Origin of the sequence: Candidatus Clostridium eludens (assembly GCF_045310515.1) — a bacterium.
Lineage (GTDB): Bacteria > Bacillota > Clostridia > Clostridiales > Clostridiaceae > Clostridium_B > Clostridium_B eludens.
In genome coordinates, this window is sequence record NZ_JBJHZX010000010.1 from 77,788 (window position 1) to 90,734 (window position 12,947).

13 protein-coding genes and 1 other annotated feature (1 of these 14 running past the window's edge) are annotated in these 12,947 nt (G+C 29.7%); of the genes, 2 read left to right on the forward strand and 11 right to left on the reverse strand.

All coding sequences use genetic code 11. The annotated features are described in order from the left end of the window. Nucleotides 1-156, reverse strand: a binding site (T-box leader); it reaches 73 nt to the left of the window's first position. Between the two features lie 80 nt (nucleotides 157-236). Beyond that, the gene (locus tag ACJDU8_RS08485; protein WP_406791715.1) at nucleotides 237-2,042 is read right to left on the reverse strand and encodes an N-acetylmuramoyl-L-alanine amidase; all 1,806 of its coding nucleotides are present in this window, start codon (nucleotides 2,040-2,042) and stop codon (nucleotides 237-239) included. 231 nt (nucleotides 2,043-2,273) lie between these two features. Between ACJDU8_RS08485 and ACJDU8_RS08490 the strand changes: the two genes are divergently transcribed. Continuing rightward, nucleotides 2,274-2,906: an MBL fold metallo-hydrolase gene (locus tag ACJDU8_RS08490; RefSeq protein ID WP_406791716.1), complete on the forward strand. Its 633-nt coding sequence runs from the start codon at nucleotides 2,274-2,276 to the stop codon at nucleotides 2,904-2,906. Nucleotides 2,907-2,973: 67 nt separating this feature from the next. Here the strand turns inward: ACJDU8_RS08490 and ACJDU8_RS08495 are convergent, their stop codons facing one another. Genes ACJDU8_RS08495 through ACJDU8_RS08505 form a run of 3 tightly spaced genes read right to left on the reverse strand, consistent with a single transcriptional unit; the run spans nucleotide 2,974 to nucleotide 6,017 of the window. Beyond that, a complete protein-coding gene (locus tag ACJDU8_RS08495) occupies nucleotides 2,974-3,339 on the reverse strand; it encodes an ArsR/SmtB family transcription factor (RefSeq protein ID WP_406791717.1) in 366 nt (121 codons plus the stop codon). 48 nt (nucleotides 3,340-3,387) lie between these two features. Then, nucleotides 3,388-3,897, reverse strand: a complete 510-nt coding sequence (gene nrdG / locus ACJDU8_RS08500) for an anaerobic ribonucleoside-triphosphate reductase activating protein (protein ID WP_406791718.1) — start codon at nucleotides 3,895-3,897, stop codon at nucleotides 3,388-3,390. A 14-nt stretch (nucleotides 3,898-3,911) separates the two neighbouring features. Beyond that, nucleotides 3,912-6,017, reverse strand: a complete 2,106-nt coding sequence (locus tag ACJDU8_RS08505; RefSeq protein ID WP_406791719.1) for an anaerobic ribonucleoside triphosphate reductase — start codon at nucleotides 6,015-6,017, stop codon at nucleotides 3,912-3,914. 300 nt (nucleotides 6,018-6,317) lie between these two features. Here ACJDU8_RS08505 and ACJDU8_RS08510 point away from each other — a divergent pair, with 300 nt between their 5' ends. Continuing rightward, complete coding sequence (locus tag ACJDU8_RS08510) at nucleotides 6,318-6,509, forward strand: hypothetical protein (protein ID WP_406791720.1); 192 nt, start codon at nucleotides 6,318-6,320, stop codon at nucleotides 6,507-6,509. A 101-nt stretch (nucleotides 6,510-6,610) separates the two neighbouring features. Here ACJDU8_RS08510 and ACJDU8_RS08515 read toward each other — a convergent pair whose 3' ends face one another. The 7 genes from ACJDU8_RS08515 to ACJDU8_RS08545 all read right to left on the reverse strand — a co-directional run bounded on the left by ACJDU8_RS08515 (nucleotide 6,611) and on the right by ACJDU8_RS08545 (nucleotide 12,613). Next, nucleotides 6,611-6,799: a ferredoxin gene (locus ACJDU8_RS08515; protein WP_406791721.1), complete on the reverse strand. Its 189-nt coding sequence runs from the start codon at nucleotides 6,797-6,799 to the stop codon at nucleotides 6,611-6,613. 222 nt (nucleotides 6,800-7,021) lie between these two features. Then, a complete protein-coding gene (locus tag ACJDU8_RS08520; RefSeq protein ID WP_406791722.1) occupies nucleotides 7,022-7,861 on the reverse strand; it encodes a YhfM domain-containing protein in 840 nt (279 codons plus the stop codon). A 178-nt stretch (nucleotides 7,862-8,039) separates the two neighbouring features. After that, entirely contained in the window at nucleotides 8,040-8,636 is a 597-nt protein-coding gene (locus ACJDU8_RS08525; RefSeq protein WP_406791723.1) for a hypothetical protein, read from the reverse strand. Between the two features lie 4 nt (nucleotides 8,637-8,640). After that, the gene (locus ACJDU8_RS08530; protein ID WP_406791724.1) at nucleotides 8,641-10,005 is read right to left on the reverse strand and encodes a DUF7922 domain-containing protein; all 1,365 of its coding nucleotides are present in this window, start codon (nucleotides 10,003-10,005) and stop codon (nucleotides 8,641-8,643) included. Between the two features lie 91 nt (nucleotides 10,006-10,096). Then, on the reverse strand, nucleotides 10,097-10,942 hold the full coding sequence (gene rsmA, locus ACJDU8_RS08535) for a 16S rRNA (adenine(1518)-N(6)/adenine(1519)-N(6))-dimethyltransferase RsmA (RefSeq protein WP_406791725.1): 846 nt from the start codon (nucleotides 10,940-10,942) through the stop codon (nucleotides 10,097-10,099). Nucleotide 10,943: 1 nt separating this feature from the next. Further along, nucleotides 10,944-11,498, reverse strand: a complete 555-nt coding sequence (rnmV, locus tag ACJDU8_RS08540; RefSeq protein WP_406791726.1) for a ribonuclease M5 — start codon at nucleotides 11,496-11,498, stop codon at nucleotides 10,944-10,946. Nucleotides 11,499-11,557: 59 nt separating this feature from the next. After that, nucleotides 11,558-12,613, reverse strand: coding sequence for a 3D domain-containing protein (locus ACJDU8_RS08545; RefSeq protein WP_406791727.1), 1,056 nt, complete (start codon nucleotides 12,611-12,613; stop codon nucleotides 11,558-11,560). Nucleotides 12,614-12,947 lie beyond the last annotated feature (334 nt).

The following is a 12,947-nucleotide window of genomic DNA, read 5'->3' on the forward strand; positions in this document are numbered from 1 at the left end:
ACGCAGAATTGCGTAAGAATCTACTAAGCAATTTAATACCGTTCAACCCTTAAACTCCCAGGTGATTTTCCTTAAGTTCTCCTACGGACTCTCAACACTCCCCCGCTCTCTGTAAATGATATAGACCTAAATACTTTTCCTGTTCAAAGTTTTTAAAATGTTTACTATATTAATTTTTCTCTATTATATTATATGAAAATTTTATTGTCAATTTATTTACAACAAAATTTTCAATCTTAATTAATGCCTAAGGCCTTCAGTATTCCATCAGCTATAGCTTGTGCAAATTTTTGCCTATACTCATCACTGCTTAATTTTGCAGCATCATCAGGATTTGTTACAAACCCTAATTCTGTCAATACCGCTGGTGCCACTGTATTTCTTGCGATGTAAAGCCAACTTCCATCCTTCAAGCCTCTATTATAAGTTCCTACTTCTTCTACAATACTGTTTTGTATGTATGATGCTAATTTTTTTCCTTCTTCATTTCCTGTATAATACAAGGTTTCTGTACCATATGCTGAAGAACTATCGAAAGAATTGGTATGGATACATACAAAATATTTAGCATTGACGTTATTTGATATGTCACAACGTTTTTGAAGACTTTCTGTAACACTCATTGGAGTAGAACGCATATCTGTTGTCCTAGTATATACTACATTTACTCCATGTTCCTCCAGTATCTTACCCGTCTTTAATCCTACTGCCAATGTAATATCATCTTCTTGGAGTCCTCCTATTCCAGTAGCACCTACATCACTTCCCATTCCATGTCCCGGATCTATAACTATTATAGGAGCTGTACTTGAAGGTGGTGTTCCAGATGTTCCCTTAGCTATGGTTAAAGTAAAAGTTACTTGTTTACTATATCCTGGTGCAGTTCCTTTATATGTAAATGTGCCATCCTTAGAAGAATCTACCGTACTTGAATTCCATATAATACCTACTTTTCTACTACTTCCATCGCTCATAGTAGCTTGTACACTAATAGGAAGGGAATACTCATTTCCTACAGTTATATTATCAGATAAATCTGATATAGAACCTATAGTTAAATCTTTATTTTCATTTAGAGAATTTAAAGATTCCAAAATTCCATTTGCAACAGCCGATGCACTTTTATCTTGATAATCATCACTTCCAAGTAATGTACTCTCCTGAGAATTAGTCATAAACCCCAATTCTACCATAACAGCTGGTGCTAAAGTACCTCTGAGTATTTCATGCTGTAATACCCCTGCTTTAATACCTCTATCTACATGGCTAGTATAACTTACCATTTCATTTTGAATTTTCCCGGCAACATTCTTAGCTTCATCACTATACCCAGCATAATAAGTTTCTATACCATTTACTGATGAATTGCTAGTATAAGAATTACAATGTATAGTAACAAATAAATCTGATTTCGCATTATTTGCTATATTAAAACGAGATTGTAAATCTGAACTGCTGTTCCAAGAAACATTATCATCTTTTCGAGTATAAACTACATTTACTCCATTTTGCTCTAATATTTTTCCTACTTTTAATGACACTGATAAATCTACATCTTTCTCCTTCAGGCCCGATGCACTGACGTTTCCAGCATCATCTCCACCATGACCCGCATCAATAGTAACTGTATATTTTGCATTGGAAGTTGGGTTATCCTTTACATTAAACTGCATTTTAGATTCGCTATATATATTTTTGTCACTTATAGATTTCAATCCGCTTTTTACAATTAAATTATAGGTTTTGCCGTATGTGTACTGGGCTTTAGGCGTAACTTCCACAACAGTTCCGTTATCCTCTAACTGTAAAGATATTGGTACAGCATTCCCATCACTATCCATAACTACTATATTTGAATCATTTACTGTGCTTTCATCTAATTCCATGTTAAACTTTATCTTCCATGACTTATTAATTTCTATATCTTTTCCTATAATTGTTCCATCATACACTGCAGCATATACAATATTAATTTTTATTAAAGCTACAAATATAAATATGAAAGTTAACAATAGAATTTTATAGACTTTTGTATCTTTCAAATAATCACCTTCCCCTCATAGATTTGGAATAATAAGATTTTTTAATTTACATCTATAAAATTTTCCATGTAACATATACTATTATAATATAAAAAGAATTAATTTTATAGTTAAAGTTACCCATATTAAATGTTAACTTTAATATCTTTATATTTATTGCTAATTATGACACTTGTATTTTTCCAAAAATATACAATAAAGTTTATAATAAAAAAGAAAGGAAGTATTTTTATGCAAATAAAGTGGATAGCTCATTCTTGCTTTTTATTACAGGATTCAAAAGGGAGAAAACTTTTAACAGATCCATTTGACGAAAGTCTCGGATATAATATTTTTCAAGGAGAAGTGGACATAATTACAATAAGCCATAGTCATTTTGATCACTGTTATACAAAAAAAATAAAATGTAACCACATTGTAAATAAGACAGGTCTTTTTAATTTATGTGAAATAAATGTTACAGGTATACCTTCCTATCATGATAAGGTAAGTGGTGCTAAAAGAGGAGAAAATATAATATTTATCATAGAGATGGATAACTATAGGATATGCCATTTGGGAGATATAGGATATATATTACCTGAAGAGGAACTAAAAAAACTGGGTAATATCGATATACTTTTAATTCCTATAGGAGGTAATTTTACTATAAACGGCAAAGAAGCTGCTGAATTAGCTAAAGCTATTAACAGTCATATAGTAATTCCTATGCATTACAAAACTTCCTATTTGACCTTTGAATTGGAAGGATTGGATCAATTTCTTAGGTATATGAAGAATGCAGAAAGAATCAAAAGTAATACTTTAATTATAGAGAATGAGTTAAGGGGTCATAATATGGTCAATATACTTGATTTTAATTAATAATATAAATTATATCTTTTTCTTAAAATTAAAAAATTTCTAAAAATCCTTCTAACCTTTAGAAATTTTAATTGTGCTCTACATGTTCTAAACCTGCATTAAGCAACCTATCTATGTGTTCGTCATCCAAAGAATAATATACGGATTTTCCTTCTCTTCTAAATTTAACTAATCGAGAAGTCTTTAAAATTCTAAGTTGATGTGATATAGCAGATTGGCTCATTTCAAGTACTTCTGCAATATCACACACACATAGTTCTTTTTTAAACAGAGCATATATTATTTTAATTCTTGTATAATCTCCTAATACTTTAAAAAGTTCTGATAATTTCACAAAAGTTTTTTCATTTAACATGCTTTTTCTCACACATTCTATGCCTTCTTTATGAATTTCATTACAACAATAAACTTCAGCTTTTAAATCATTTTTCAAAACTATCACCTCACTATGAAATATTATATTATATTTATTTATAATATTTCAACTTAAAGTTACTACCACAGTATTACCATACTTCAAACTTTTCTGTATATCAATAATTCTCTGATTCTTAGAACCCCTGAATTTCAGTGCAGCCTCTTTTTTATCTTCTTCAAATTTCCCATCTACCAAAACATCTATATTCTTTAATAAATCTTGCCATGCTTTATTATGCCCATTACTTAATATATACTCAAATTTATATCCTGTATAACACCATATATTCAAATTTAGCTCTTTAATTTTACTGGCCATATACGCAAACTCTTCCGCCTGTTCAAAAGGATCACCACCTGAAAATGTAACTCCACTTATAATAGGATTAATTTTCATATCATGAACTAAATCACTTATATTCTTCAATTCGCCTCCTTCAAAACAATGGGTGGAAGGATTAAAACACCCATTGCAATTATGTCTGCATCCCTGTGCAAAAAATACTCGCCTCATTCCGGGGCCATTTACAAGACTCTCATAAGCAATACCCGCTAACCTAACTTTTTTATTCATTTCTTCACTTCCTATCAAAAATATACTGCTTTGTTATTACCCTGAGATATTCTGTCCCTTCGCTCTGCTATTTTTCCTTCACCAAATCTTTCGTCTAAAGATAAATATCCAGTTACCCTAGATATGCCTTGTATATTACTACTGCCACAATTAGGACACGTATCTTCTCCATGTAAATAAGTACCACATTCTCTACAATATCTTATATGAAAATTTATTCCAATATAGGATATATTTGTATTATCATAGGCATAATTAATTATATCACCAACAATTTCCTCTGATGGATAATCATCTATTTCTATATAACTTATATGTCCCCCGTTACAAATTTTATGGTATGGAGCTTCGATGTCTATTTTATCTTTTATAGATATGGGAAACCCTACAGGTATATGATAAGAATTGGTATAATAATTTTTATCTGTTACTCCAGGTATTTCACCAAATATTTTTTTATCCTGCACTATAAACTTTCCACTTAATCCCTCTGCAGGCGTAGCATAACAACTCCAATTCAAACGAGTTTGTTCTATAAATTTATCTGTATATTCCCTAATATGTGAGATTATCTTTATGCCCAGTTCCCTTGACTCTTCACTCTGCCCATGATGCTTTCCAGTGAGGGAAACCAATGTTTCTGCAAGTCCAATAAAACCTATGGCCCAGGTTCCCTGTTTTAATATGGGATCTATGGAATCTTCTAATTTTAAATTTTCAGAGCCTTTCATAAGACTTTGACCAACTACAAAAGGCAAATCCTTAACTTTTAATCTTTTTAAAATACCGTATCTATGCATTAAAGATTCTTTAGCCAAATTAAGCCTGTTATCTAATAACTCAAAAAATTTATCTATATTGTTCTTAGCTATAATTCCAAGTCTAGGCAAATTAATGGTTACTGGCGCGATATTTCCCCTTCCCTTTGTTCCTGGTTCTCCATTCACATTTGAGCAAACATAAGTTCTGCACCCCATAGTAGCAGGAATTACACCTTTGTCATAATAAGCTTTGTTGAAATCAGCATCTAAATTCATAAAAGTAGGATTCATCCTCTTTGAAGCCACCCTACATGCAATTTTAAACAAATAATAATAAGGATCACTTTGATTTTTATTTACTCCCTTTTTAACTCTAAATATTATATTAGGAAATATAGGCTGCTCCCCTTTTCCCAGTCCTTTTTCATATTCAGTTAAAAATATCTCACATACTAAAGCAGCATCCTTAGATTGAGGTATACCTATGTTTATTGAACTAAAAGGTACCTGTGAGCCTGCCCTTGAATGCATGGTATTTAAATTATAAATTATTCCCTGCATAGCCTGTTCTATATTTTTTCTTAATCTTTTCTCTGAAATATTTTTTATTCTATCTTCTTCTATTCCAATTTCCATAAGGTTTTCAACTATTTCCTTTCTTGTAGGTTCTACAAAAACAGCCATATCATTATCAAAATCAGGATGAGACTGTCCACCAAACATATCGTTTTGAGATGACTGCAATAATATACAAGAAAGTTCTGCTGCGGATTCTATTCTCTTTGGGGTTCTGATATTCCCATAACCTGTATTAAATCCATTTAAAAGCATCTCTTTTGTTGGTATATGAAGACAATTGATAGTTAAATTATAACTATCTAAATCATGGTAATATATGTCTCCATTTTCATGAGCCTTTGCTAGATATTTAGGCATGGTGGCCAAATTATGCCATTTATTTGATTCGCTAGCTATTCTGAGCAATTTAGAGCTAAAATTATTCCCTACATTTGCATTGTCTCTATCTGTCTCTATACCTATCTTATCAATGACTTTCATAAGGTCTGATTTTATATCTCTTATCTTAGTCCTTTCATTTCTGTAATTTGAATATACTAATCCTATATTCCTATGTCCATTTTGCAGAAGAATTTTTTCAACTACATTTTGTATTTCCTCTACATATATTTCTTTTACATTAAACTCTTCTATTTGCTTTATTACTTTCTGAGTTAAATCTATAAAATCACTCTCTTTTAGTTCATATCCAATTTCCTCCGACGCGCTTTTTATTGCATTAGTTATTTTTATAGAATTAAACTCTACTTTTCTGCCATCTCTTTTCACAACATGTAGCATATGCCATTCCTCCTAACTACTATATATTGTGTATATATCTTGTCTATTATACTATGTAAAAATTTAAATATCAATTTTGAAATTTAGATTTATAGCAACTTAATAAACTCCTTAAGTTATATTTCTTCCATTTCTTCTAATTATTATCCTCATATGATACTTGATATTTTATTATAGACAATCAATAGGTAATAAATGTAGTTATAAACTGCTCAGAATATAAAATTCTAAGAATAATAATTAAATATATAGATAAGACTAAAAAAGTATATAAATTTAATCTCTAGGAGGAAGTATTTTATGATAGGGGAAATAATTGACATGAACATTACCCATGCGCTTATAAGTTTTCAAGATGGAACTACTACAGATGTAAGTATTAATAACTTGCCTTCAAACTCTAAAATAGGAGATAGAGTAAATATAAATCCTAATTCCCCACCCATGCTAAACGATAAATTTAAAAACATATATTCCATGAATATCTTCTAATAAATATTTATATCTTCAAGTTTATGAAAAACAATAAAAAAGCTGTGCATAAATTATTACTAAAATATTACTAGCAATAAATTTATGCACAGTTTCTTATATTATTCTACTGTAATAGCAGAAACAGGACAACCTTCTGCTGCCTCTTCAGCAGAGGCCTCTGATTCTTTTGGTACTTCATCTACAATTGCAACTGCTTTTCCGTCATCATCCATATTGAAAACATCTGGACATACATCTGGACATAGTCCACAACTTATACAGGTATCTTTATCAACTACTGCGTTCATAATATTCTCCCGCCATAAACTAACAGATTTACAATTAATATATAACGGGATTTTCACCCCTTTCATCTATAATAATTACGCACTATGAAACACACTTTCTGTATCTAAGAAAGTTTATTTTTAGTATTCTCAAAAACATCATTTATTATAGATAAATTAAAATTATTTTCACATACTAATGCACTTGAAAACAAATAATAAATCGAAAGTTGTACAGCTATTTTAAAATCCATCTAGTTTATTTTCAGATATAGTAATGTTCCATCTTCCATTTTCATAAATATCCTTTATATAGTAAATCTTCTCGCTTTTCCTTTTTCTGTCCCAAAATGTAATAGTGGCTTTATATAGTGTAGTTTTATATCCCTCAGTTTTTACTGTAACCCATATATCATACTTGTCTTTATCATTATCACCAATATTGGCATTTTTAAATTTATCAGTAAGATTAGATTTAAATTCTTCTAGATCTGTAGACAATATAAATCTTGCTGCATCTATATCATCGTTGAAATTTATTCCAATTTTCTCATTTTTATCTTTAAAATATTTATCCAATGTATTTATTACTGCACCATAGTAAACTTCTTTAAAATTGCTTGGAGGCGTTCTTATATTCCAAAAACTATTTATTATATCATTATCTATTCTTTTTGAAACTATGTATATCTTATTTCCACTATAAAAATTTCCTAACTCATCCTTATCAAGTCCTGCTATATAACTAAATTTGTGGATTTTATTATCTTTATCCTCTATTTCCAATGTGTAATCTGGTTTTAAAGAAGATTTTTTTGATACCTTCTTAGCAGAAGCCAACATATCATATAAATCTTTAATAGCATTTTGATCAGTAACTACAAATTTAAACCCTTGATCTCTAGTACTTTGAATCGTTATACTTTTTACTTTTCCTTGATTTATATATTCAAAGTCCGAATTCTTTAATCCAGCCTTAACTTTTAACTGATCTAGTTTGTTACATCCACATAGCAAAATTCCTAATATTAAAATAGTTAATACGCAAAATGTATTTACTCTCTTTTTTATAACCTTATTCATTACCCTCACCCACTGTAAAAATGTTATAAATTTGCTCTATAAATTAATTTTTATCTACATGGTACCCATTTTACCTCCTTTTTATATTAAAAAAATCTATAAATTATTATAACATACTTAAATATAAAAAATCCCCTTCCAAATAATAAACTGAAAGGGAACAAAATTATATATATTTTTATTTATATTCTAAGGTCTTAACAATAGTTTCAAATATAGTAGGCATATTTTCCTTAAAATCTGATTCATTTACAAAAAAAGAAAATCTACAAAATTTAGTCCCTTTTTTCAAGAAATACTCCATACCTTTGTAACTATCTCCAACCGCCTTTGTAATAGTATATTGAATTAGATATCCATCGTTTCCATTTATTTGGATATCGCTTATATAATAATTCTTATATAAATTTTGTTTTTCAGATATAATTTTACTATTTTGCAGAAATGTTTTTAAATCTCCATTTAAGTTCCATACTTCAACAAATCCGTTTATTTTATTATCTTCACTTTTAAAATCACTATGATATAATATTTCACTGCCGAATATATCCTGATTTTTAGAAGACCACTGAGAAGGCAGCTTATACTTTAGTCTATTTCCCATACCTTCATACTGGGTTAAATATTTTATATTATTTTGCATAAGGGCCGTAAACTTCAATCTCATATCAAAATTCTTTTCAAGTCCTAGAAGTACTATCATAAGTCCTATTATAATTATGGTAACTCCAAGTTTCCTTTTATTTATTACTATTGATTTAATAATAGGTGTCATAACTTTACTTTCTCACAGGTATAACTATGGTATTTGCTTTAAAATCATAGAACATCAACCAATACCCCATTTTGTCTTTACCCTCTATAGGTATCCATGTAACAAATCCAGATTTACCTCCATAAGGCTGTTCCTTCCTATTATTGGTACCTGGTATACCATATATTAAATATTTCACCTTGTGATTCTTATCAAATTTATATCCTGTTAAATAATGCAAATGCTTTTTTATATAAGGATAATATCCTATCATAGGATAGTAAACTAGGGCATACTTATTATAATCATCCATATTATACATATCCTCTATAGAATTTGCAGGGACCCTATACCATTTACATCTTTTCAATTCACTGCTTACATTCTTTGCTTCTTCAAGCCCATACACAAGTCTATTAAAAAAGCTTCCCTCTCGACTTTTAAGATAACCTCTAAGCATACATCTATCTTCACATCTCTGATTCATTGACTCTGATTCCTTACAGAATTTTGCTGTGGAGTTATCTATATATACAGGACTGTCTTCTTCTACTCCATCTTCTAAAGTTACATTTTCCTCTTTGAGATCTTTTCTAATTTTTGACTCAAGTGTATCTTCTGATATTTGTTCTTCTTTATCTATAAAAACTTCCTTATCTTTCTGTTCATCGTCTTCTTTTTCTTCATCTTGTAATTCTTTTAAAATCTGCTTGTCTTCTTCCTCATAGTTTTCTTCAATTTCAGCTCTTTCCTTATCAATTTTAGCTTTCTCTATATTCTCCTCATATTTATCAAATATACTTTTTTCTTTATCTTCCTTATCTTCTTTATTTTCTTCATTCAGTTTATTTTCTTCATTCAGTTTATTTTCTTTATTTTGTTTACTTTCTTTATTTTCTTCTATTTCTTCCATGGCCTTATTTTCATTTTCTCTTACATCATCTTTTACCTTTTCAGACTCATCTTCTATCAGTACAAAAGATCTCCAATCTGGTATTTCAGTACTTGCAAATCCACTCATTACAGATATTATATTATCATCTAACATTCTAACTATAGCGGCCCCTGATACTCTATCCATAGCTATGCCGCTCCCTGCTATATTATCTACGGGATATTCATAACATGTATCTGATCTTCCATAATCATCTATGTTCATTTCACCAATTTTAATAATATTTTTTATTCCTTTTTTATTACATATCAACATCATATAATAAGGAGTTTTTTCTTTTTTCAAATTTTGTACATAATAAGATATTTTACACTTATCACTTTTTGTCTCCAATTTTGCATATCCCGAAGCAATCTTGTCAGAAGCTAAAGAGTATCCTTTTTCATCTTCTTGTAATATTATAAAGTATCTACTATAACTCTTTTTTTGTGCCAACTTCTATACCTCCATATATTATCTTCATTATAATATATGAGACAACTTTCAAAAAGTGAACAAATAGTTTTATACCCTATTAGAAAACATGTCATAATCTATATGTTAAATCATATATGCAATCTGATAATGTTCCAAATTCTTCTATAGAAAGGGTTTCTCCTCTTCTCTTGGGATCTATTCCAGCTTTACTAAATGCTATTTCCATATATTCTTTAGAAAATTTTAATGTTTTCAAAGCATTCCATAAAGTTTTTCTTCTCATATTAAAAGAACACCGTACCACTTTAAAAAATAAATCTTCACTTTTAGCTTTAATTCTAGGCTTATTTAACTTAGTTAATTTTATAACTATAGAATCAATCTTAGGCCTTGGAATAAAGGCATGGGGACCGACTTTTCTAATTATTTCAGCATCACAATAATATTGAACAAGTAAAGAAAGTGCACCATACTCTTTACAGTCAGGCTTTGATATAATTCTTTCTCCTACTTCTTTTTGTATCATTATAGTTAGAGTTTTAAAATTGCAATGATTATTTAGGAGCTTTGAAATAATAGGAGTAGTAATATAATAAGGTAGATTGGCCACAATTTTCACACTTGACTCGTCTTTTATCACTTCATCAAAATTTGTTTTTAATACGTCTTTATGTAATAGCTCAAAATTAGAATAATCTTTTAATTCTTCTTTTAATATGGTGATTAAATCTGAATCCAGTTCTATAGCACAAACTTTTTTTGCTTTTTTTAAAAGTTCTCTTGTTAATGTACCAACCCCTGGCCCTATTTCTATAACAAAATCATTTTCATTCACATCTGTACCATTTACTATATCCTGTAATACGGAATTATCTATTAAAAAATTTTGACCCAAACTCTTTGAAAATCTGAAATTATACTTTTCTACTATATCTTTAGTGGATAAATCATTCATATTATCTCTCCTCACCCATCAGATTACTTACTTTATCTATAGCATTTTTAAATTCTTCCTTTGTTATGCCATAATTATTTAATCTCTTTAAGAATTGAGAGGCATTACAATATCCTATACCCAGTTCTTTACCAATCATATCTCTTTTCATCTTAGATTTTGAATTTCCTGTAAGCTGAAAAAATACCATATCCCCTATGTCAAATTCTTCCCTCACTTCTTTTAATTCACATTTAGCATTTTTTAAAGCATTTATTATAGTTTGGGGTAATGCATTTTCGATACCAATATCCCCATTTTTTATTCCATCCTCTTGAGATATGTATGCATGTTTTATTCCCTTAACTCTCTTAGATATAATTTTTCTTATTTTTTCTCCTGCAAAATCTGGATCTGTCATAACTATTACACCTTGTCTATTTTGTGCCTCTTTTATTTCATTTATAACTTTTTTATTTATTCCAAAGCCGCCTACAGCTATCAATTCTGCATCTACAGCCCTTTTAACCGCAGCTACATCATCTTTGCCTTCAACTACTATTACTTCTTTAATCATGTTTCTCCTCCATTTACATTGGATTTTCTCATTAAAAGAAAAAATAGGAGCACACGCCCCTAATCTATCACGTAAACATTAACCCATTTTACACCCCAATTATTCGCCTCAGAAGCAGAATTGAAAAACAAATCCACCTTATTACCCTTAATGGCACCACCTGTATCCTCAGCTATAGCATATCCATAACCTTCTACATAAAGTTTGGTACCAAGCGGTATTACTCTAGGATCAACTGCTATCGAACTATAACTCCCGCTACTTCTTCTGGCCACAGTTCCCGAGGCTGTTATCCCAAATTGTGGGTCTCCAGGTCCTTTGCCTGTACTTTCATAATCTGCAGTATATGCAGTTGCCCTCATCTGCAAGGATGCGGCATGACTAAAATTACCTCCTCTAGAAAGGGTATAGTCGCCAGTTAATGTTCCCACTGCTACCACCTGTTGCACAGGTTCTCTTTTTACAGTTTCACTTATAACTTTTCTAGAAACTTCTTTATTATTTTCATATGTTATCCTAGTAATAGTTTCCTTTTCGCCATTTTGCCCTTCTTGTAGGACCTTTCTAGATCCATCTTCAATTCCATTATTGTTTTTTATAACTACATCATAGTCTATACTTTTGGTCTCTTTTACATCTTTAGTTGTTACCCTAGTCACTACTACTTTTAATCCTTTTTTAATTGCATAATCTTCAGATGGATATACCTTATCAAGATTTGAAAGTTGAATTTTTTCTGCCTTTAACATATCTTTAATATTATATTCGGCAGACTCTATATTTAATTTTTTACCATCCACTTCTACTTTAATTGCCATTGCTCTTCTAATTAATAATTTACTTTTATTTTGCACTCTACTGTCTAGACTAGGCTTTACCTTATCCTTTGATCCTATTCTAATTCCATTATTATCCAAAATTTTTTTATAAGTACTACTAAACGTAGTAACTTTTCTATCACTGCCATCTACTGAAATAGTTACTGTTTTTCTCATGCTAAATGTTACTGCAGTTAAAACTACTAAAATCATTGTTAAACTTATAACTATAATAGACTCTATCTTAGGACCATTGGGAAAATATTTCTTCAAGCAAGTTTTAAACCTTTCCACCATAAAAATACCTCCTCTGGGCAAGAGCGACATACCTCATTATAAACGGAACTTAAATTTATGTCAAATATCGCCCAGCATAAACTGTTAAAAAATAATCAAATGCAGCCTTGTGCATAAACTATAAATAAAAATATTTATTTATGATTGCAATATTATTAATCAACAAATTTGATTTTACACTTAAATTTAAAAAAATAATTAATTTATGCTTAACTACAAAACTAAGTTATACTTAATATTACAGTTTATAATATTTTTGTGATATTTTTAGGTGGTGTTAATGTAAATTTATTATATTTTATGTTACAAATATGTTTTAAATTACTAAATATGG